Consider the following 19,188-nt stretch of genomic DNA (forward strand, 5'->3'; position numbering starts at 1 on the left):
GCTGTGAACGGCGCGATGCCGAGCCTGTCGCCCATAGCAACGGTCAGCCCGTGCGCATCGCCATCCTCGAAGCCGGCTCGCCGCCGACGCGGCTCGCCCGCTTCCCGTCCTACGGCGCGATGACCGCGCGCATGATCGGCCCGGCGCATGCCGCCACGATCCTCGACGTGCGCGCCGGCGAGCTACCAACAGACCCGGATGCCTTCGACGGCTACGCGGTCACCGGCTCGGCCGCCGGCGTCTACGATCCGCTGCCCTGGATCGCGCCGTTGATCGGGTTCCTGCGCGCGCTGCCACCGGGCAAGCCGCTGGTCGGCATCTGCTTCGGCCATCAGGTCATGGCGGAGGCCTATGGCGGCCGCGCGGTCCGCTCCGGGAAGGGCCGCGGGCTCGGGCTCGACAGCTATGCGGTGACCGAGCGGGCGCCGTACATGGACGACGCGGACCGGATCGCCGTGGCGGCCTTCCACCAGGATCAGGTCGTCGAGGCTCCGCCCGCCACCCGGGTGCTGGCGGCGAGCGCCTTCACCCCCTACGCGATGCTGGCCTATGAGGACCGTGCCGCGCTCTCGGTGCAGTTCCACCCGGAATTCGAGCCCGATTACACCCGCGCGCTGATCGCCGGCCATTCGGAGGCGCAGGACGACCCCGAACGCGCACGGGCCGCGCTCGTCTCCCTCGACGCACCGGACGACCGGCACCGGGTCGGAGGCTGGATCCGTCGGTTCCTCGAAGGCAAATAGCCCAAGGGACCAAGGGTCAGGTACGCCCCACGTCCTGCTCGATCAGCATGCGGACGTAGCGGGTGAAGGGGATTCCCTTCGCCTTGGCCTTCGCCTTCACGGCGTCGAGCAGAGGTTGCGGGATATGCATGTTGAAGGCCGCAGCCTTCGTCTCGAACGCGAACGGCACCGGAACCATCGCCGAAAAATCGTATTCGGTTAGGTCCGCCTCTGCGACGAAGCGCTCTGCCTCGTCATCTGTCGTCAGCACGGGCCATGGCGTCTTCATAGCTCTTCACTTCTTTCGCATGCATGTACCGCGAACTGATCGGTCGTATCATGGTCCGACCATCTATCTGGCGCAGCGTGAAAACCACGAACACGAAGCGCCCTGCCTCCGTCCGGCCGGCCGTTCGCAAGCGTTTCTCGATCGGGCTCGGATCGTCGACGACGAAACGCGCGGACGCGATGACGTGTTCGATCTCACCCTTCGAAACGCCGTGCCGGCCGCATTTGGGCCAGTTGCCCCCATCCCATTCGAAGCCCGCGACCGTCAGCATCGCCGTACAGACTGTTCGCTCGCGACGACGAACGCAACACAGGCCGAAAGTGACCGGCCGGCGACCAACCGCTTCCTGAGAGCGTCGGGAGACTGCATCGCCCCAACTTCAAAATCTGAATTTGTCATCGAGAAGCGGAGACTGACACCCGGCAAGGCATCGGGGCCGCTTTCGGATATGACACTTTTGGTGCGGGTAGAGGGAATCGAACCCCCACGCCTTGCGGCTGGCGATTTTGAGTCGCCCGCGTCTACCAGTTCCACCATACCCGCGACGGGGAGCCTTTTCGCACAGGTTCCGCGGTCGGGCCAAGCCCTTTCCGGGCTCGCGCCGCGTGCGCCGGCACGCTGGTGCGTTCGGGCCGGCTGTGCTCAAAGGGCGCCCTCTCCCCGAACCGGATGCAGACGGTCCCGATGATCCGCCGCCTCTACGAGTGGATACTCGCGCTCTCAGGCAAGCCGTCGGCGCCCTACGTGCTGGGTGCCGTGGCCTTCGCCGAAAGCTCGTTCTTCCCGGTTCCGCCCGATGCGATGCTGGTGCCGATGGCGGTGAGCCGGCCCGACCGGGTCTGGTTCTACGCGCTGATCGCCACGGTCGGCTCGGTGCTCGGGGGTCTCGTCGGCTACGCCATCGGCGCGCTGCTGTTCGACTCGCTCGGAACCTGGCTGATCCGCCTCTACGGGCTGCAGGACAAGGCCGCGACCTTCCAGCAATCCTATGCCGAGTACGGCCACTGGGTGATCCTGCTGAAGGGCCTCACGCCGATCCCCTACAAGCTCGTGACCATCACCTCGGGCTTCGCCCATTACAGCCTGTTCTGGTTCACGCTGCTGTCGATCGTCACCCGCGGGGCGCGCTTCTTCATCCTGGCGGGGCTGCTCGGGCGCTACGGCGTCCAGATCCGCGGCGTGCTTGACCGGCACCTCAACGCGGTCGTCGCGATCTCGGTCGCGGTGATCGTCCTCGGCTTCGTCCTGTTCAAGGTGATCCTCTAGATGAGCTACGCCGCCCTGCTGCGCCTGCGCCGCGCCGCGCTCAGCCTTCTGATCGGCTCCGTGCTCACGGTGGGCGCCGCCCTCGTGCTGCAGTTCGGCTACGGCTACGCGCCGTGCAAGCTCTGCCTGACCGAGCGCCTGCCCTACTATGCCGCCGTGCCGTTGAGCCTGCTGGCTCTCTTCCTGCCGGAGCGGCTCTCGCGCCTGGCCCTCGGGCTGGCCGCGGCCGGCCTGCTCTACGGGGCCGGGCTCGGCGCCTACCATGCCGGCGCGGAATGGGGGTTCTGGCCGGGGCCGACCGATTGCGGTGGCGGGACCGGCGCGAACCCGGCCGCCGTCGGCGACTTCCTGAACGCCCTCCAGACGACGAGGGTGGTCGATTGCTCGGTCGCGGCGATGAAGGTGCTCGGGATCTCGCTCGCGGGCTGGAACGCGGTCGTCGCCTTCGTGCTCGCCAGCGTCGCCGGCACGGCCGCGGCAAAGCCCTGACGCGACGACCGGCGCCGGCCCGTCCGGCGGTTCAATTGCGGTCGTCGGGTATCGGCGGGAGCGGTGCGACGTCGATGCCCTCGTCGATGAGGGCGCGGGCCTCGTCCGGGCTCGCCTGCCCGTAGATCGCACGCTCTTCCGTCTCGCCGTAATGGATCTTGCGCGCCTCCTCGGGGAAGCGCGTTCCGACATGCTCGGCCGAGGCGACGACCTGCTCGCGCAGGGTCCGGAGCATCGCGCGGATGCGCCGCTCGGGCTCGCCGGTCGTCGGCATCGCCGAGGGCGGCGCCGGGACGACCGGAGCCGCCTCGCCGTCCGCAGCGGCCCGCGCCCGGTCGGTGCGGGCGAGGCTCGGCGCCATCAGGCCCTTGGTGACGTGCGTCGAGTCGCAGACCGGGCACGTCACCAAGCCGCGCGCGGCCTGTTCGTCGAAGGAGTCGGAGGAGGGAAACCAGCTGTCGAAGCCGTGCCCGGCCTCGCACACGAGGTTGTACCGGATCATGCCGTCACGTCGTGGCGGCTCCGGGCGTGCCGACGCGCTCGACGGTGAAGGGCCGCCCGTGCTGGAGCGAGGGGATCCGCGCCCGCGCGTCGGCCACCGCGGCGAGGTCGATCTCGGCCAGGATCACGCCTGGCTCGGTGCCGCCCGCGTCGGCCAGCACCCGGCCCCAGGGATCGACGATGAGCGAGTGCCCGTAGGTCTCGCGCCCGTCCTCGTGCTTCCCGCCCTGCGCCGCCGAGATCATGAACGATCCGGTCTCGATGGCGCGGGCCCGGTGCAGCACGTGCCAATGCGCCTCGCCGGTCTGCTTGGTGAAGCAGGCAGGCGCCGTCAGCACCGAGGCGCCGGCTTCGGCGAGCGCCCGGTACAGCGCCGGGAAGCGGATGTCGTAGCAGATGCCGAGCCCGATCTCGGCCCACGGCGTCGGCGCCACGACGGCGCAGGCGCCGCCGGTATAGGTCGAGGATTCCCGCCAGCGCTCGCCGCTCGGCAGGTCCACGTCGAACAGGTGAAGCTTGTCGTAGGCCGCGACGATCGCGCCGTTGGCGTCGATCAAAAAGGCACGGTTGGCGACCTTCTCGCCCGCGAGGATGGCGAGGGAGCCGACCTGCACCACCGTCCCGGTCTCGCGCGCCACGTCGCGAAGCGCCGCCAGCGTCTCGTCCTCGTCCTGGCCGCGAACCACGGCGAACAGTCGCGCCCGATCGCGCTCGACGAGCGAGGTCATCTCCGGGGTCTGGACGAACTGCGCGCCGCGGGAGGCGGCCTCGCGCACGCCGGCCACCGCCGCGTCGCGGTTGGCGGCCGGGTTGCGCCCAGACCGCATCTGCACGCAGGCGGCGACGAAGCGCGGCTCAGGCATTGGCCGACGCCGTCAGCAGCGCATCGAGCTTGCCGGCCTTGTCGAGGGCGTAGAGGTCGTCGCACCCGCCGACATGGGTCTCGCCCACGAAGATCTGCGGCACGCTGGTGCGCCCGCCCGCCCGCGCCATCATGGTCGCGCGCTCGCCCGGCGCCTTCTCGACGTCGATTTCCCGGAACGCGGCGCCCTTCTCCTTCAGCAGGCTCTTGGCCGCCGAGCAGTAGGGGCACCACGCCGTGGTGTAGATCGTGATCGGATGCATTGGCGTGTTCGCGTCCCGCGGATGACACGAACCATATAGCGGCCTACGGTCCCGAACGCCTATGGCCGGAACGTCACGCCGGCCGCCTCAAGCGGCCAGGAGCTTCTCGACCTCGTTGACGAGGTCGCGCAGGTGGAAGGGCTTCGACAGCACCTTAGCGTCCTTGGGGGCCTTCGAATCCGGGTTCAGCGCCACGGCGGCGAAGCCCGTGATGAACATCACCTTGATGTCAGGGTCGAGCTCGGTCGCCCGGCGGGCGAGCTCGATCCCGTCCATCTCCGGCATCACGATGTCGGTCAAAAGCAGCTCGAAGGGCTCTTCGCGCAGGCGGTTGTAGGCCGAGAGGCCGTTGTCGAACGACAGCACGTCGAAGCCGGCGTTCTGCAACGCCTTGGCCAGGAACCGGCGCATGTCGTTGTCGTCTTCCGCCAAGAGAATTTTCATCAGACGGTTCCGAACCCTCGAATCGCAACGTTCTTTTCATAAAGGGCGGCTTCGGTAAACAGAACGTTAGGATTAGGTCGTCCGGCGAGGTGACAGGCCGCACCGCGCGTGCTCGACTTGGCCGGTTGGCATAGTGGACAGGCCGTCGCCGCCGCCGCACAGTGTGACCTGACGTTGGCCGTTCCCATCCCCGACGGTGCGCCTCCTGCCGATGACGCTGCCCCTCCCGCACCTGACCGACGCCTTCGGATTCTCGCCCGCCTTCGTCGTGGACGAACCGACGCGGCACAGCCTGCCCTTCGTCTTCAACACCGGCCATTCCGGCTCGGTGTACCCGGAGAGTTTCCTGAAGGCCTCGCGCCTCGATGCGCTGGCGCTCCGCCGCTCGGAGGACGCCCATGTCGACCGGCTGTTCGCCGGGGTCGTACAGCTCGGCGCGCCGCTTCTGCGCTGCAACTTCCCGCGCGCCTACCTCGACGTGAACCGTGAGCCCTACGAACTCGACCCGCGGATGTTCGAGGGCCGGCTGCCGCCCTTCGCCAACACCCGCTCGATGCGTGTGGCGGGCGGCCTCGGGACGGTGCCCCGCGTCGTCTCGGACGGACAGGAGATCTATGCCGGCCGCATGCCGGTGGACGAGGCGGTGGCGCGCATCGACGGGTTGTACAAGCCGTACCACCGGGCCTTGCGCGGGCTGATCCTGCGCACGGTTCGTGAATTCGGGCGCTGCCTGCTGATCGACTGCCACTCGATGCCGTCCTCGAGCCTCGGGCGCGACCACGACGCGCGGGCCGACTTCGTCCTCGGCGACCGCTTCGGCACCTCCTGCGATCCGGCCCTGATCGACGCCTTCGAGGCGGCGTTCCGCGCCCGCGGGTACAAGGTGGTGCGCAACAAGCCCTATGCCGGCGGCTTCATCACCGAGCATTACGGCGAGCCGAACATCGGCCGGCACGCGCTGCAGATCGAGATCAACCGCGCCCTCTACATGAACGAGGCGAGCCTTGCGATCACGCAGGGCTTCTCCGGCCTCGTCGCGGCGCTGCGGGGTGCGATCGTGGAGGTCGCCGACGAGCTCGGCTCGGAGACGCCGCTCGGCATCGCCGCGGAGTAGGTCGCGTCTAGGAAAACGACCCGCACAACACCGTCATTCCGGGACGCCGGAGGCGAGCCAGAAATCCAAAAGCACGGTTCATTTTCCAGCTGGCGCCGTCGGCGGCTCTGGATCTCAGCCTCCGCTGCGCGGCCTCGGGATGACGGAGAGGTTCCGAGGAAGGGGTCCGCACGGCCTGATGATTCAGGCGCGCCACGAAATGCCGTTCGGCCCTGCGACCAAGAAAAAAGGCCACTCCCGAAGGAGCGGCCCGAAGTCTAGGGAGGAAACGCCCAAGAAGGGCTGCCGGACCGCGACGCCATCGCGATCCCGCAATGCACAAAGTAGATTGCGGCGCACAAAGCGCAAGCGAAATCCCCCTATCGCGCGCGCATACCCTGCCCGCACCGGCTGCACGTCCGGCGACGCTCAGTGATCTGCGAGCAGCTTGGCGATCTCCGCCTTGAGGGGCCCTGCGAGGTCCTTGCGATCGAGGGCGTAGGCGATGTTGGCGGTGAGGAAGCCGAGCTTGGAGCCGGTATCGTAGGTGCGGCCCTCGTAGCGCATGCCGAAGAAGTCCTGGCTTCCCATCAGCTTGATCATCGCATCGGTGAGCTGGATCTCGCCGCCCGCGCCCTTCTCGCCGTGCTCGAGGATTCCGAAGATCTCCGGCTGGAGGATGTAGCGGCCCGAGATGATGAAGTTCGACGGCGCGGTTCCCTGCTTCGGCTTCTCGACCATGCCGGTGACTTCGAAGGTCTGGCCGAAGGTCTCGCCGACGCTGACGATGCCGTACTGGTGCGTCTCCTCGGGCGCGACCTCTTCTACCGCGATGACGTTGCCGCCGTGCCGCTCGTAGGCGGAGAGCATCTGGCCCATGCAGCCGCGACTGAGCATGTCCGGCAGCAGCACGGCGAAGGGCTCGTCGCCGACGATCTCGCGGGCGCACCACACCGCGTGGCCGAGGCCGAGCGGCGCCTGCTGACGGGTGAAGCTGGTCTGGCCGGCGGCCGGCAGGTCGCGCTTCAGCTCCTCGTAGGCGGCCTGCTTGCCGCGCTCCTGCAGCATCCGGTCGAGCTCGAACGCGATGTCGAAATGGTCCTCGATCACCGCCTTGCCGCGGCCCGTGACGAAGATGAAGTGCTCGATGCCGGCTTCCCGCGCCTCGTCGACCACGTGCTGCACGACCGGCCGGTCGACCACCGTCAGCATCTCTTTCGGGACGGCCTTGGTGGCGGGCAGGAAGCGGGTGCCGAGGCCCGCAACGGGGAGGACGGCCTTTCGGATCGGTTTCATCAAGCAAAAACCCAAACGTGGGAGTTGGACGGGCCGGGCGTTCCTGGCAACACTAGCACGGCGAGCGATCGGCCATGGGCCGTCGCGGCGCACGATTGAGCATTATCGGTTAAAAGCAAGCTCGCGCAGGCCTGCGCGAGCGATTTCTTTCCAAGGGCGACGATGGCGGTTCTGGTCACGGGCGGTGCCGGCTATATCGGCAGCCACATGGTTCTGGCGCTTCAAGACGCCGGGCACGAGGAGGTGGTCGTCCTCGACGACCTTTCCACCGGCTTCGATTGGGCGCTGCCGCCGGAGGTGCCGCTCGTGCGCGGCGACGTCGGCGACCCCGCCCTCGTCACCGAGACGATCCTGCAGCATCGGGTCGACGCGATCGCCCACTTCGCCGCCCGCATCGTGGTGCCGGACTCTGTCGCCGACCCGCTGCACTACTACCTCGCCAACACGGTCAAGACCCGCGCCCTGATCGAGACCGCCGTCCGCACCGGCGTGAAGCACGTGATCTTCTCCTCGACCGCCGCGGTCTACGGCGAGCCGGAGACGGTGCCGGTGCCGGAGGACCTGCCCGCCAACCCGATCAACCCCTACGGCCGCTCGAAGCTGATGAGCGAGTGGATGATCCGGGACGCGGCCGCCGCGTACGGCTTCAGCTACGTCATCCTGCGCTACTTCAACGTCGCCGGCGCCGACCCGCGGGGGCGCACCGGGCAATCGACGCCGAACGCGACCCACCTGATCAAGGTCGCGACCCAGGCCGCGCTCGGCCAGCGCCCGCACCTCGAGGTGTTCGGGACCGACTACCCGACCCCGGACGGCTCGTGCCTGCGCGACTACATCCAGGTCTCGGACCTCGCCGAGGCGCACCGGGTCGCCCTCGACCACCTGCGCGCCGGCGGCGAGAGCCTGACGCTGAACTGCGGCTACGGCACCGGCTACTCGGTGCTGGAGGTGATCGACACGGTGAAGCGCGTGTCGGGGCGGGACTTCCCGGTTCGCGTCTCGACCCGCCGCCCGGGCGACCCGGCACGGATCGTCGCCGAGGCGTCGCGGATCCGCGACCGCCTCGGCTGGCGCCCGAAATACGACGACCTCGACGGGATCGTCCGGCAGGCGCTCGATTGGGAAGACGCCTTGTCCAAACGCAACCGGATCTGATGGCAATCCACCCGTTCCCCGCCGCGCTTCTCGCGCTCGGCCTCTGCATCGCCTCCGGGGCGTTCGCGGCACAGGCCGCCCCTGTCGGGAAGGCCGGCCAATCGGATGCGTTTCCGGCCTTCGTCGCCGCCCTGCGCGTCGACGCCCTGGCGAAGGGCATCACGCCCGCGACCTTCGATGCGGCGTTTCGGGGCGTGACGCCCGATCCAACTGTCCTCGCGCGGATCAAGGGTCAGAGCGAGTTCGGGCGGCCGGTCTGGGAATACCTCGTCGGCGCGGTCTCGCCCGAGCGGATCGCCCGCGGCCGGGCGCGTGCCGCAGCGCTCGGTCAGGCCCTGCCGGCGATCGAGGCGCGCTACGGCGTCCCGGCCTCGGTGCTGCTGGCGATTTGGGGCGTCGAGTCGGATTTTGGCGCGAGCGGCGGCACGGTACCAACGGTCCGCGCCCTGGCGACCCTCGCCGCCGCGCGGCACCGCGGCACGCTGTTCCGCGACGAGCTGCTGGCCGCCCTCGCGATCCTGCAGCGCGGCGACGTCGCGCCGGAGCGGATGCTCGGCAGCTGGGCCGGCGCCATGGGGCAGGTACAGTTCCTGCCCTCGACCTTCCTGGCGCACGCCGTCGACTTCGACGGCGACGGCCGGCGCGACATCTGGACGAGCGACGCCGACGCGCTCGCCTCCATCGCCGCCTACCTCAAGGATCTCGGGTGGAACTCCGCCATCTCTTGGGGTTACGCGGTCCGCCTCCCCGACCGGTTCGACCTGACCCGCTACGCGGCCGACCTCTCCGACTTCGCCCGCCGCGGCGTGCGCCGCATCGACGGCGGCGACCTGCCGGACAAGGGGGCCGCGTCCGTCTTCCTGCCCGGCGGCGCCGGCGGTCCCGCCTTCCTGATCACCGACAACTTCGAGGTGATCCGCGGCTACAACACCTCGGACTCGTATGCCCTCGCCATCGGGCACCTCGCCGACCGGCTGGCCGGAGGGCCGCCGCTCGCCGCCCCCTGGCCGAGCGCTGCCTCCCGCCTCGATAAGGCCGGGCTGCAGACGCTGCAGACGGGCCTTTCGCGCGAGGGACTCTATGCCGGCGAGGCCGACGGACGGGCGGGCCCGAAGCTGCGCGAGGCGATCCGCCGCTATCAGGTCCGCGAGGGCCTGACCGCCGACGGCTACGCGACGCCGGCGCTCCGTGACCGTCTATCGGGCAGGCCTTAGACGCGCAGTAAGGGCTCGGCTATGCTCAACCGCGGGTCGAAGTCCGCGGCACCGGAGGGCGCATGAACGGAGGGCGGATGAGACGCGATGCGACGAACCGAGTTGTGACAACCGCCAAGGGGCCCCGCATCGTCCTGGCGCTCGGGTTCGGCCTCGCTCTACCGCTCGTCCTCCTGCCGCCGTCGCCGGCCGAGGCGCAGTGGGGCGACAACTACGACCAGCCGCGCCGTCGCGGCCGCGACGCCTATTACCGCGAGGACGACGGCTATGCTCGGGCCCCGCGCCGTACCACGGCGCCGGAGCCCGAACGAAGGCAGTTCTACTGGCCCTGGGAGGACAGGCCGAGCGCGCCCGAGCCGCGCCAGGTCGCCCCGACCTACCGTCCGCCACGTCCGCGCCCGCCGGTCGGTGCCGACGCTGCACCGCGCCAGATCCGGCGACCGCAGACCCGGCCGGCGCCCACGATCGCGGCCCCGACGCCGGCGTTGAAGAAGACCGAGGCGAAGGTGCAGATCGCGGTGTTCGGCGATTCGCTGGCCGACCACCTGAGCCGCGGACTCGACGACGTCTTCGCGGACAGCGCCGACATCGCGGTGATCGACAGGGCCAAAGGCGACAGCGGCCTCGTGCGCCGGGACGTCATCGACTGGCCGAAGGCCGCAGACGACTACCTCAAGGCGAACCCGAAGGTCGGCTACGCCGTGGTCATGCTCGGCGCCAACGATCGCCAGCCGATACGCGACGGCGACCAGACCCTCGACCCGCTCACCGATCGCTGGCGCGAGCTCTACCGCGCCCGCGTCGAGGCCTTGGTCAACGTGTTCGCCGACCGGAAGATCCCGCTGGTCTGGGTCGGCACCCCGCCGATGCGCAGCGAGAGCCTGACCCGCGACCTCGGCAGCATCAACGACATCATCCGGGACGCGGTCACCAAGGGCGGCGGCACCTACGTCGACGTCGGGCCGGGATTCTCCGACGACCGCAACCACTACACCGCCACCGGGCCGGACCTCGACGGGCAGACCGCCAAGCTGCGCACCGCCGACGGCGTGCACTTCACCCATGCCGGCGCCCGCAAGCTCGCGCATTTCGCCGACGTGGAGTTGAAGCGCCTGATGGGCGCGACGACGCCGGCCGCCCCGGAGCAGCCGGCGGCGGCCGTCTCGGCCCTGCCTGCGACGCCGCTGGATGCGGCGCCGACGAAGCTCGACGACGTCACCGCGATCGACCGGCAGATCACGGCGATGCTGCCGAGCCTGCCCGAGCCCCCGGGGGTGCCGGCGCTGCCGGTGAAGCCCGCGGCGGGTCCGGTCGTGCCGCTCGGCCGGGTCGAGCTCTCGCCGGGCGGCGTCCTCGTCAGCGGCCGGCCGCGCGACGGCGACGCAACCGGCACCGTCGAACGCGCGCTCCAACGCGGCGCGGCGCCGCTGCCGCAGCCCGGACGAGCCGACGACTTCCGCTGGCCCCCGGGCTGAACGCCCGGCAGAGACTCAGCGCGGCAGGATCGAGGCGCCCATCAGCGTCTCGTCGATCGAGCGGGCGGCCTGCCGGCCCTCGCGGATCGCCCACACGACCAGGGACTGGCCGCGGCGCATGTCGCCGGCCGCCCAGATCTTCGGATCGGAGGTGCGGTAATCCTCCTCGTTCGCCGTGACGTTGCCGCGCTTGTCGACCGTGATGCCGGACTGCTCCAGAAGCCCCTTCTGGATCGAGCCGGCGAATCCGATCGCCATGAACACGAGGTCGGCCGGCAGGACGAATTCCGAGCCCTCGATGGGCTGGCGCTTGGCGTCGACGCGGGCGCAGACGACCCCGGTGAGACGCCCCTTCTTGTTGCCTTCGAGCCGGAGGGTGGCCGCCTGGAACTCGCGCTCGGCGCCCTCGGCCTGGCTCGACGAGGTCCGCATCTTGGTCGGCCAGTACGGCCAGACCGAGAGCTTGTCCTCGCGCTCGGGCGGCCGCGGGCGGATGTCGAGCTGCGTCACCGACAGGGCGCCCTGACGGAACGCGGTGCCGACGCAGTCGGACGCGGTGTCACCGCCGCCGATCACCACCACGTTCTTGCCCGACGCCAGGATCGGCGCCTCGCCGTTGCCGCGCATCGGCTCGGCGCCGACCCGCCGGTTCGACTGGATCAGGTAGGGCATCGCGTAGTGCACGCCCTCGAGCTCCTGCCCCGGCAGCTGCGGGTTGCGCGGGTCCTCGGCGCCGCCGGAGAACAGCACAGCATCGTACTCGGCGGTCAGCTCCTCGACCGGCTTCGTCACGCCGACGTTCTGGTTGTAGTGGAAGACCACGCCTTCGGCTTCCATCTGCTTCACGCGCCGATCGATGTGGCGCTTCTCCATCTTGAAGTCGGGGATGCCGTAGCGGAGCAGACCGCCGGCCTTCGGCTCGCGCTCGTAGACGTGGACCGCGTGCCCGACGCGGGCGAGCTGCTGCGCCGCCGCGAGGCCGGCCGGACCCGAACCGATCACCGCCACCTTCTTGCCGGTGCGGATCGACGACGGCTCCGGCTTCACCCAGCCCATGTTCCAGGCCCGGTCGGCGATGGCCTGCTCGATCGTCTTGATCGCCACCGGCTGGTTCTCGAGGTTCAGCGTGCACGCCTCCTCGCACGGCGCCGGGCAGATGCGGCCGGTGAACTCCGGGAAGTTGTTGGTGGAGTGGAGGTTGCGCGCCGCCTCCTCCCAATCCGACTGGAAGACGAGGTCGTTCCAATCGGGAATCTGGTTGTGCACCGGGCAGCCGGTCGGCCCATGGCAGAACGGGATGCCGCAATCCATGCAGCGCGCCGCCTGCTTCTTCAGGTCGTGCTCGTCGAGCGGCAGGGTGAACTCGCGGAAGTGCCGCACGCGGTCGGCCGCGAGCTGGTACTTCTGGTCCTGCCGGTCGAATTCGAGGAAGCCGGTGATCTTGCCCATCGGTGTACTCAGCGTCGGTAGCGAAAAATCGGTGTCGCAGCTTTCCGGTCAGCGACCGGCGGCAGCGGCGATAGCGTCGGGTTCGAGCCGGAACGCGACCCTGCATCGGTCGAGCCAACCCCGGATCGCGGGCCTCCCCGCCAAGTCGAATCCACCCTCGTCGGCCCACTGGGTGTAGGCGAACAGGGCGACGTCGGCGATGGTCACGTCGTCGCCGACGAACCATTCGCTTTCCGCGAGGTGCCGCTCCATCAGGTCGAGCGCCGCCTCGCCGCGCGCGACCCGGCCCGGATCGCGCCCCTCGCGCGGCACGCCGCGAAACGTCATCTCAACGCGGCAGACCGCGATGGTCGGCTCGTGGCTGTACTGCTCCCAGAACAGCCACTGGTCGACGGTCGCCGCCGCGAACGGGTCGCCCGGAAGCAGCGCGCTCTCGCGGGCGAGATACCGCATGATGGCGTTCGACTGGGCGAGGCGCCGCCCGTCGTCGAACACCACCCCCGGGATCTGCCCGGCCGGGAACAGGGCGAGATACGCAGGCGTCCGCGTCTCGCCCTTCAGCGCATCGACCTGGACCCATTCGTAGGCGAGGCCGAGAACATCGGCGACGATCTTGATCTTCAGGCAGTTGCCCGAGGTGAGGTCGCCGTAGATCCGCATGGCGGCGGGCGGCGTCGTCGAGAACGTATCCGTCATGCGCCTCCCCTCGCGCTGTCCATCGTCGGCGGCGTCTTCCTTCATGGCCGACCGACTTCAAAGCCGGCCGGGGTGTTCGTTCAGCCATTCCTTCAGCGCGGTCTCGATGCGGATCTGCCAGTCCGGACCACCGCTCCGGAACCGTTCGACGAGGTTCGTCGGGAGGACAAGTCGCTCCGTCTCACCAGGGCGATGACCACGTTCGACCAAGCGACCGCCGACCCGAATATCCGCTTGTTCGAACCAAGCAGCATCCAGCTCCGGTGCGTCGTCGGGATCCCAGCCGATCTCATCGGGAAACATCGGTTGATCGGGTGCGGCCGCCGAATTGCGCCTGCTCTCGTTCATTGGCCTTCCTCAAGCTGATGATCCGTCGATCGCCGTCCCGTTCCGTCCAGACCACGATGACCATTCGGCCGTCGAGGAGACCGACTGTTATCCACCGTGTCTCCCTATAACCGAACCGCACGTCCTCACGCGTCGCTTCGGTCCCGTTGAAGACTTGCCCACATCGAGCGAAATCCAACCCGCGCTCACGCAACGCGTGCGCGCGCTGCTCGTCATCGTAGACGACGCGCAGGGGCGTCTCTCACCGAGAGAGCGACGGTCCTTACTCCGCCGCCACCGGCATCCGCGCCATCTCCATCTCGCGGAGCGCCCGGCGGTACTCCACCGGCATCACCTTGACGAACTTGGTGCGGTAGCCCGCCCAATCCTCGAGGATCGCCTTGGCGCGCGGGCTGCCCGTGTACTTCAGGTGGTTGGTGATGAGCTGCGACAGGCGCTCCTCGTCATGCCCCGACATGTCTGCGAGGATGTCGACGCGGCCCTTGGTCTCGAGGTCGCCGTCCTGGTGGAAGCGGCGCATCAGGTCGTCTTCCTCCTCGACGGGTTCGAGGTCGACCATCGAGAGGTTGCAGCGGGCCGAGAACGATCCGTCCTCGTCGAGCACGTAGGCGATGCCGCCGGACATGCCGGCCGCGAAGTTGCGCCCGGTCTCGCCGATCGACACGACGACGCCGCCGGTCATGTACTCGCAGCCATGGTCGCCCATGCCCTCGACCACGGTGATCGCGCCGGAGTTGCGCACGGCGAAGCGCTCGCCGGCCGAGCCGCGGATGTAGCACTCGCCGGCGATGGCGCCGTAGAGCACGGTGTTGCCGACCATGATCGTCCTGTCGGCGGGCGCCTTGAGCGAATCGCTCGGCCGGATGATCAGCTTGCCGCCCGACAGGCCCTTGCCGACGTAGTCGTTGCCGTGGCCGGTGAGCTCGATCGTCACGCCGGCCGCGACCCAGGCGCCGAAGCTCTGTCCGGCGGTGCCGGCGAGCTTCACCACGATGGTGTCGTCGGGCAGGCCTTCGTGGCCGTGCGCCTTGGCGACGGCGCCCGACAGCATCGCGCCCGCCGTCCGGTCGGAGTTGCGGATCACGTCGTGGAGGACCACCGGCTCGCCGGTGTCGATCGCGTTCTGCGCGCCGGCGATCAGGCGCCGGTCGAGGACGTCGTCGATCGGGTGCTTCTGCGTCTCGACCCAGCGGATCGCCACGTCCGGCCCGACGTCGGGCCGGTGGAACAACTTCGAGAAGTCGAGTCCACGCGCCTTCCAGTGCTGGATCGCCTCGACCTTGTCGAGGAAGTCCGAGCGGCCGACGAGGTCTTCGAGCTTGGTGAAGCCCATCGCCGCCATCAGCTCGCGCAGCTCCTCGGCGACGTAGAAGAAGTAGTTCACCACGTGCTCGGGCGTGCCTTTGAAGCGCTTGCGCAGAACCGGGTCCTGCGTCGCGACGCCGACCGGGCAGGTGTTGAGGTGGCACTTGCGCATCATGATGCAGCCGGCCGCGATCAGCGGCGCGGTGGAGAAGCCGAACTGGTCGGCGCCGAGGAGCGCCGCGATCAGCACGTCGCGGCCGGTGCGGATGCCGCCGTCGGCCTGCAGCGCGACGCGGCCGCGCAGGTGGTTCATCACCAGCGTCTGCTGCGTCTCGGCCAGCCCCGTTTCCCACGGACCGCCGGCGTGCTTCAGCGAGGTCAGCGGCGCCGCGCCGGTGCCGCCGTCGAAGCCCGAGATGGTGATGTGGTCGGCCCGCGCCTTGGCGACGCCGGTGGCGACCGTGCCGACGCCGACCTCGGAGACGAGCTTCACCGACACGTCGGCCGCCGGGTTCACGTTCTTCAGGTCGTAGATCAGCTGCGCCAGATCCTCGATCGAGTAGATGTCGTGGTGCGGCGGCGGCGAGATCAGGCCGACGCCCGGGGTGGCGTAGCGGACCTTCGCGATCTTGGCGTCGACCTTGTGGCCGGGCAGCTGGCCGCCCTCGCCGGGCTTGGCGCCCTGAGCGACCTTGATCTGCATCATGTCGGCGTTGACGAGGTACTCGGTGGTGACGCCGAAGCGCCCCGACGCGACCTGCTTGATCGCCGAGCGGCGCGAGCGCCCGTCCGGCAGCGGCTTGAAGCGCTCGACCTCCTCGCCGCCCTCGCCCGAGTTCGAGCGTCCGCCGAAGGAGTTCAGGGCGATGGCCAGCGTCTCGTGCGCCTCCTTCGAGATCGAGCCGTAGGACATCGCGCCGGTGGCGAAGCGCTTGACGATCTCGGAGGCCGGCTCGACGCTCTCCAGCGCCACCGGCTCGCGCCCGATCTCGGGGGCGAGCTTGATCCGGAACAGGCCGCGCAGGGTCTTGAGCTGCTGCTCCTGGTCGTTCACCAGCCGGGCGTATTCGCGGTAGCGCTCGGGCACGCCGAGACGCACCGCATGCTGCAGCGTCGCGACCGTGTCGGGGGTCCAGGTGTGGGCCTCGCCGCGCAGCCGGTAGGCGTACTCGCCGCCGACGTCGAGGGCGTTGCGATAGATCGGCGCGTCGCCGAACGCGTCGGCGTGGCGGCGCACGGTCTCCTCGGCGATCTCGGCCATGCCGACGCCCTCGACCATCGTCGCCGTGCCGAAGAAGTCGCGCGCGACGAAGGCCGAGTTCAGCCCGATCGCGTCGAAGATCTGCGCGCCGCAATAGGACTGGTAGGTCGAGATGCCCATCTTCGACATGACCTTCAGCAGGCCCTTATCGATCGACTTGATGTAGCGGTAGATGATCTCCTCATCCAAGAGGTCCGGCGGGAACTCGTGCTTCATCGCCACCAGCGTCTCGAAGGCGAGATACGGGTTGATCGCCTCGGCGCCGTAGCCGGCCAGGCAGGCGAAGTGATGGATCTCGCGCGGCTCGCCCGATTCGACCACGAGGCCGACCGAGGTGCGAAGCCCCTTGCGGATCAGGTAGTTGTGCACGGCCGCCGTCGCGAGCAGCGCCGGGATCGGGATACGATCGGGGCCGACCGCGCGGTCGGACAGGACGATGATGTTGTAGCCGCCGCGCACCGCGACTTCCGCGCGGTCGCAGAGCCGGTCGAGCGCGCCGTTCATCGCCGCCGCGCCGGTCTCGGCCGGATAGGTGATGTCGAGGGTCTTTGTGTCGAAGCGGTCCTCGAAATGGCCGATCGAGCGGATCTTCTCGAGGTCCGTGTTGGTCAGGATCGGTTGGCGGACTTCCAGGCGCTTGCGGCGGGAGGCGCCTTCCATGTCGAGCAGGTTCGGGCGCGGGCCGATGAACGAGACGAGGCTCATCACGGCCTCCTCGCGGATCGGGTCGATCGGCGGGTTGGTGACCTGCGCGAAGTTCTGCTTGAAGTAGGTGTAGAGCGACTTCGACTTGTCGGACAAAGCCGAGAGCGGCGTGTCGGTGCCCATGGAGCCGACCGCCTCCTGGCCGGTCACGGCCATCGGCGCCATGAGCAGCTTGAGGTCTTCCTGGCTGTAGCCGAACGCCTGCTGGCGATCGAGCAGCGACACGTCGGTGCGGCTCTCGCGAGCGGTGACGGGCTTGAGATCCTCCAGCACGATCTGGGTGTTCTTCACCCAGTCGGCGTAGGGGTGCGCGGCCGCGAGCTCGCCCTTGATCTCCTCGTCGTCGACGATGCGGCCCTTCTCCAGGTCGATCAGAAGCATCCGGCCCGGCTGCAGGCGCCAGGACTGGACGATCTTCTCATCCGGGATCGGCAGCACGCCCATTTCTGAGGCGAGCACGACGAGGCCGTCGTCGGTGACGATGTAGCGGGCGGGGCGCAGTCCGTTGCGGTCGAGGGTCGCGCCGATCTGGCGGCCGTCGGTGAAGGCGACCGCCGCCGGGCCGTCCCACGGCTCCATCAGCGCGGCGTGGTACTCGTAGAAGGCCCGCCGCTCCTCGCTCATCAGCGGGTTGCCGGCCCAGGCCTCGGGGATGAGCATCATCATCGCGTGGGCGAGCGGGTAGCCGCCCATGACGAGGAACTCGAGCGCGTTGTCGAAGCACGCGGTGTCGGACTGGCCCTCGTAGGAGATCGGCCACAGCTTCGAGATGTCGTTGCCGAACAGGTCCGAATCGACGCTCGCCTGGCGGGCGGCCATCCAGTTCACGTTGCCGCGCAGCGTGTTGATCTCGCCGTTGTGCGCGACCATCCGGTAGGGGTGCGACAGGCGCCAGGTCGGGAAGGTGTTGGTGGCGAAGCGCTGGTGCACGAGGGCGATCGCCGAGACGAAGCGCTCGTCCTTCAGGTCGAGGAAGTAGTTCCCGAGCTGGTTCACCAGCACCATGCCCTTGTAGACGATGGTCCGGCTCGACACGGAGACGGGATAGAACTCCATCACCCGCGGGTCCTTCAGGCCGTAGACGCGGCCGGAAATCACCTTACGGGCGACGTAGATCCGCCGCTCGAACGCGTCGCCGTCGGCCGCGGAGGCCGGGCGGCCGATGAAGAGCTGGCGGTGATGCGGCTCGGTCGCCTTCACGGCGACGCCGAGGTCCTCGGGATCGACCGGCACGTCGCGCCAGCCGAGCAGGGGAAGCCCCTCGGCGGCGAGCGACTGCTCGACGATGGATTCGATGATCGCGCGCGACTCCTCGGCCTTCGGCATGAACAGCTGCGCGATGGCGTAGTCGCCGGCCGGCGGCAGCTCGAAGCCGAGCCGCGAGCACTCCTCGGCGAAGAAGGCGTGCGGGATCTGCGTGAGGATGCCGCAACCGTCGCCCATCTTCGGGTCGGCGCCGACCGCGCCGCGATGGTCGAGGTTCTCCAGGATCTTCAGGCCCTGCTCGACGATGGCATGGGTGCGCCGGTCGTGCATGTCGGCGACGAAGCCGACGCCGCAGCCGTCCTTCTCGTTGCGCGGATCGTAGGCACCCTGGGCGACCGGCATCGCCGGATCGCGCACCACGAGCGGCGCGACGCCGTCGCGCGAAGCCGGCGCGGTGTCCGCGTCGAGGTTTCCGCTCACGGTCATGTCCGCATTCCCGAAAGCCGCCATGCCCACCATCCCCGAAAGTTCGAAAAGTTCGACCAGACCCGTCCGAACGTCCATGCCCGCCGACGCGAGCACGTTTCATGCCCGACACTCAAGCGAGGCCGGGCCAGTCATCTTGTCTCGTCGGGTCTCGGGAGGGTCCTCGGTGGAGGAAGCGCCCGCAACCCGCGGGCTCGCACCGGCCCGATGTCAGCCGGCGTGGGCCCGGATCGCCTCGACGGCGACCGGCTTGAGATCTCGTTTCGACGTCACGATGATCACGTGCCGAAACCCTCTACCCCGGACCCTTAGGTCCCGCTGCGCGGCGTCCATCGCGCGCGCCCACCGGAAATGGGACAGTCATACTGTCCTAACGCTGCAAACTGGCAGATTTCAAATATTCCAGCAAGGCCCACACACCGGCAAAAGCGGCGTTTTGATGCCGCATCCCACGCCTTCCCTGCTCGATCCCAGCGCCAGGAGCGACCGAACGCCGTCGAACTGCATCGGGAATCGGCCGCTTGGCGCCCGCATTCTCCCGCAATTGCGCCCGAATCGTCCGGTCAATGGCGTACGCCGAGCACAAGCGGCATGCGGGGCAACGACCCTGCCGGAATGGCCGAAGGACACGCGGGACGCGGTCCTTCGGCGCGGGGCCCGCTC

19 protein-coding genes and 1 tRNA gene are annotated in these 19,188 nt (G+C 69.1%); 7 read left to right on the forward strand and 13 right to left on the reverse strand.

Features of this window, described 5'->3' with window-relative positions; genetic code table 11:
• Window positions 1-50: 50 nt before the first annotated feature.
• On the forward strand, window positions 51-743 hold the full coding sequence (locus tag FV226_RS13595; protein WP_147763326.1) for a gamma-glutamyl-gamma-aminobutyrate hydrolase family protein: 693 nt from the start codon (window positions 51-53) through the stop codon (window positions 741-743).
• A 16-nt stretch (window positions 744-759) separates the two neighbouring features.
• On the opposite strand, the gene FV226_RS13600 is transcribed toward FV226_RS13595, so the two are convergent.
• The 3 genes from FV226_RS13600 to FV226_RS13610 all read right to left on the reverse strand — a co-directional run bounded on the left by FV226_RS13600 (window position 760) and on the right by FV226_RS13610 (window position 1,554).
• Window positions 760-993 carry a CopG family antitoxin gene (locus tag FV226_RS13600; RefSeq protein WP_238272545.1) on the reverse strand — a complete coding sequence of 78 codons (234 nt, stop codon included), beginning with the start codon at window positions 991-993 and terminating at the stop codon, window positions 760-762.
• Window positions 977-1,282, reverse strand: coding sequence for a BrnT family toxin (locus FV226_RS13605; protein WP_210246516.1), 306 nt, complete (start codon window positions 1,280-1,282; stop codon window positions 977-979). Before FV226_RS13605 ends, FV226_RS13600 begins: the two co-directional genes overlap by 17 nt.
• Window positions 1,283-1,469: 187 nt before the next feature.
• Window positions 1,470-1,554 (reverse strand) — tRNA-Leu (locus FV226_RS13610).
• Between the two features lie 141 nt (window positions 1,555-1,695).
• Here FV226_RS13610 and FV226_RS13615 point away from each other — a divergent pair.
• Both FV226_RS13615 and FV226_RS13620 read left to right on the forward strand, forming a co-directional pair.
• Window positions 1,696-2,277, forward strand: a complete 582-nt coding sequence (locus tag FV226_RS13615) for a YqaA family protein (RefSeq protein ID WP_147727379.1) — start codon at window positions 1,696-1,698, stop codon at window positions 2,275-2,277.
• A complete protein-coding gene (locus tag FV226_RS13620) occupies window positions 2,278-2,766 on the forward strand; it encodes a disulfide bond formation protein B (protein ID WP_147763328.1) in 489 nt (162 codons plus the stop codon).
• A gap of 31 nt (window positions 2,767-2,797) precedes the next feature.
• Here FV226_RS13620 and FV226_RS13625 read toward each other — a convergent pair whose 3' ends face one another.
• The 4 genes from FV226_RS13625 to FV226_RS13640 form a co-directional block, all read right to left on the reverse strand.
• The gene (locus FV226_RS13625; protein WP_147763329.1) at window positions 2,798-3,268 is read right to left on the reverse strand and encodes a DUF1178 family protein; all 471 of its coding nucleotides are present in this window, start codon (window positions 3,266-3,268) and stop codon (window positions 2,798-2,800) included.
• Between the two features lie 4 nt (window positions 3,269-3,272).
• The gene (locus FV226_RS13630) at window positions 3,273-4,130 is read right to left on the reverse strand and encodes a carbon-nitrogen hydrolase family protein (protein ID WP_147763330.1); all 858 of its coding nucleotides are present in this window, start codon (window positions 4,128-4,130) and stop codon (window positions 3,273-3,275) included.
• The gene (gene grxC / locus FV226_RS13635; RefSeq protein WP_147763331.1) at window positions 4,123-4,392 is read right to left on the reverse strand and encodes a glutaredoxin 3; all 270 of its coding nucleotides are present in this window, start codon (window positions 4,390-4,392) and stop codon (window positions 4,123-4,125) included. The genes FV226_RS13630 and grxC overlap by 8 nt, the downstream gene beginning before the upstream one ends.
• 87 nt (window positions 4,393-4,479) lie before the next feature.
• Window positions 4,480-4,836 (reverse strand): response regulator, encoded by a 357-nt coding sequence (locus tag FV226_RS13640; protein WP_147727374.1) that lies wholly within the window; start codon window positions 4,834-4,836, stop codon window positions 4,480-4,482.
• A 211-nt stretch (window positions 4,837-5,047) separates the two neighbouring features.
• On the opposite strand from FV226_RS13640, the gene FV226_RS13645 reads away from it, so the two are divergent.
• On the forward strand, window positions 5,048-5,950 hold the full coding sequence (locus FV226_RS13645) for an N-formylglutamate amidohydrolase (protein WP_147763332.1): 903 nt from the start codon (window positions 5,048-5,050) through the stop codon (window positions 5,948-5,950).
• Between the two features lie 408 nt (window positions 5,951-6,358).
• Here the strand turns inward: FV226_RS13645 and FV226_RS13650 are convergent, their stop codons facing one another.
• Window positions 6,359-7,225: a UTP--glucose-1-phosphate uridylyltransferase gene (locus tag FV226_RS13650; RefSeq protein WP_147763333.1), complete on the reverse strand. Its 867-nt coding sequence runs from the start codon at window positions 7,223-7,225 to the stop codon at window positions 6,359-6,361.
• Between the two features lie 162 nt (window positions 7,226-7,387).
• On the opposite strand from FV226_RS13650, the gene galE reads away from it, so the two are divergent.
• The 3 genes from galE (at window position 7,388) to FV226_RS13665 (ending at window position 11,069) form a co-directional block, all read left to right on the forward strand.
• Window positions 7,388-8,380: a UDP-glucose 4-epimerase GalE gene (galE, locus tag FV226_RS13655; RefSeq protein ID WP_147763334.1), complete on the forward strand. Its 993-nt coding sequence runs from the start codon at window positions 7,388-7,390 to the stop codon at window positions 8,378-8,380.
• Window positions 8,380-9,594: a lytic murein transglycosylase gene (locus tag FV226_RS13660; RefSeq protein WP_147763335.1), complete on the forward strand. Its 1,215-nt coding sequence runs from the start codon at window positions 8,380-8,382 to the stop codon at window positions 9,592-9,594. The genes galE and FV226_RS13660 overlap by 1 nt, the downstream gene beginning before the upstream one ends.
• Window positions 9,595-9,767: 173 nt before the next feature.
• Window positions 9,768-11,069 (forward strand): SGNH family hydrolase, encoded by a 1,302-nt coding sequence (locus FV226_RS13665; RefSeq protein ID WP_246691599.1) that lies wholly within the window; start codon window positions 9,768-9,770, stop codon window positions 11,067-11,069.
• 15 nt (window positions 11,070-11,084) lie between these two features.
• Here the strand turns inward: FV226_RS13665 and FV226_RS13670 are convergent, their stop codons facing one another.
• The 5 genes from FV226_RS13670 to gltB all read right to left on the reverse strand — a co-directional run bounded on the left by FV226_RS13670 (window position 11,085) and on the right by gltB (window position 18,525).
• Window positions 11,085-12,518, reverse strand: a complete 1,434-nt coding sequence (locus tag FV226_RS13670) for a glutamate synthase subunit beta (protein WP_147763337.1) — start codon at window positions 12,516-12,518, stop codon at window positions 11,085-11,087.
• Window positions 12,519-12,566: 48 nt separating this feature from the next.
• On the reverse strand, window positions 12,567-13,178 hold the full coding sequence (locus FV226_RS13675; RefSeq protein WP_147763354.1) for a glutathione S-transferase family protein: 612 nt from the start codon (window positions 13,176-13,178) through the stop codon (window positions 12,567-12,569).
• A 93-nt stretch (window positions 13,179-13,271) separates the two neighbouring features.
• Complete coding sequence (locus tag FV226_RS13680) at window positions 13,272-13,562, reverse strand: BrnA antitoxin family protein (RefSeq protein WP_210246517.1); 291 nt, start codon at window positions 13,560-13,562, stop codon at window positions 13,272-13,274.
• A complete protein-coding gene (locus tag FV226_RS13685) occupies window positions 13,504-13,755 on the reverse strand; it encodes a BrnT family toxin (protein WP_348644106.1) in 252 nt (83 codons plus the stop codon). Before FV226_RS13685 ends, FV226_RS13680 begins: the two co-directional genes overlap by 59 nt.
• 69 nt (window positions 13,756-13,824) lie before the next feature.
• Window positions 13,825-18,525 (reverse strand): glutamate synthase large subunit, encoded by a 4,701-nt coding sequence (gene gltB, locus FV226_RS13690; RefSeq protein WP_147763338.1) that lies wholly within the window; start codon window positions 18,523-18,525, stop codon window positions 13,825-13,827.
• Between the last annotated feature and the right edge of the window lie 663 nt (window positions 18,526-19,188).

The sequence above is a fragment of the Methylobacterium sp. WL12 genome (genome assembly GCF_008039475.1).
In the GTDB taxonomy this organism is placed as follows: domain Bacteria; phylum Pseudomonadota; class Alphaproteobacteria; order Rhizobiales; family Beijerinckiaceae; genus Methylobacterium; species Methylobacterium cerastii.

Coding starts and splice junctions, on each gene's coding strand:
- FV226_RS13660 (WP_147763335.1), top strand. CDS start 8,380: ATGGCAATCCACCCGTTCCCCGCCGCGCTTCTCGCGCTCGGCCTCTGC.
- FV226_RS13605 (WP_210246516.1), bottom strand. CDS start 1,282: ATGCTGACGGTCGCGGGCTTCGAATGGGATGGGGGCAACTGGCCCAAA.
- FV226_RS13620 (WP_147763328.1), top strand. CDS start 2,278: ATGAGCTACGCCGCCCTGCTGCGCCTGCGCCGCGCCGCGCTCAGCCTT.
- grxC (WP_147763331.1), bottom strand. CDS start 4,392: ATGCATCCGATCACGATCTACACCACGGCGTGGTGCCCCTACTGCTCG.
- FV226_RS13650 (WP_147763333.1), bottom strand. CDS start 7,225: ATGAAACCGATCCGAAAGGCCGTCCTCCCCGTTGCGGGCCTCGGCACC.
- galE (WP_147763334.1), top strand. CDS start 7,388: ATGGCGGTTCTGGTCACGGGCGGTGCCGGCTATATCGGCAGCCACATG.
- FV226_RS13680 (WP_210246517.1), bottom strand. CDS start 13,562: ATGAACGAGAGCAGGCGCAATTCGGCGGCCGCACCCGATCAACCGATG.
- FV226_RS13640 (WP_147727374.1), bottom strand. CDS start 4,836: ATGAAAATTCTCTTGGCGGAAGACGACAACGACATGCGCCGGTTCCTG.
- FV226_RS13630 (WP_147763330.1), bottom strand. CDS start 4,130: ATGCCTGAGCCGCGCTTCGTCGCCGCCTGCGTGCAGATGCGGTCTGGG.
- FV226_RS13675 (WP_147763354.1), bottom strand. CDS start 13,178: ATGCGGATCTACGGCGACCTCACCTCGGGCAACTGCCTGAAGATCAAG.
- FV226_RS13615 (WP_147727379.1), top strand. CDS start 1,696: ATGATCCGCCGCCTCTACGAGTGGATACTCGCGCTCTCAGGCAAGCCG.
- FV226_RS13645 (WP_147763332.1), top strand. CDS start 5,048: ATGACGCTGCCCCTCCCGCACCTGACCGACGCCTTCGGATTCTCGCCC.
- FV226_RS13670 (WP_147763337.1), bottom strand. CDS start 12,518: ATGGGCAAGATCACCGGCTTCCTCGAATTCGACCGGCAGGACCAGAAG.
- gltB (WP_147763338.1), bottom strand. CDS start 18,525: ATGACCGTGAGCGGAAACCTCGACGCGGACACCGCGCCGGCTTCGCGC.
- FV226_RS13625 (WP_147763329.1), bottom strand. CDS start 3,268: ATGATCCGGTACAACCTCGTGTGCGAGGCCGGGCACGGCTTCGACAGC.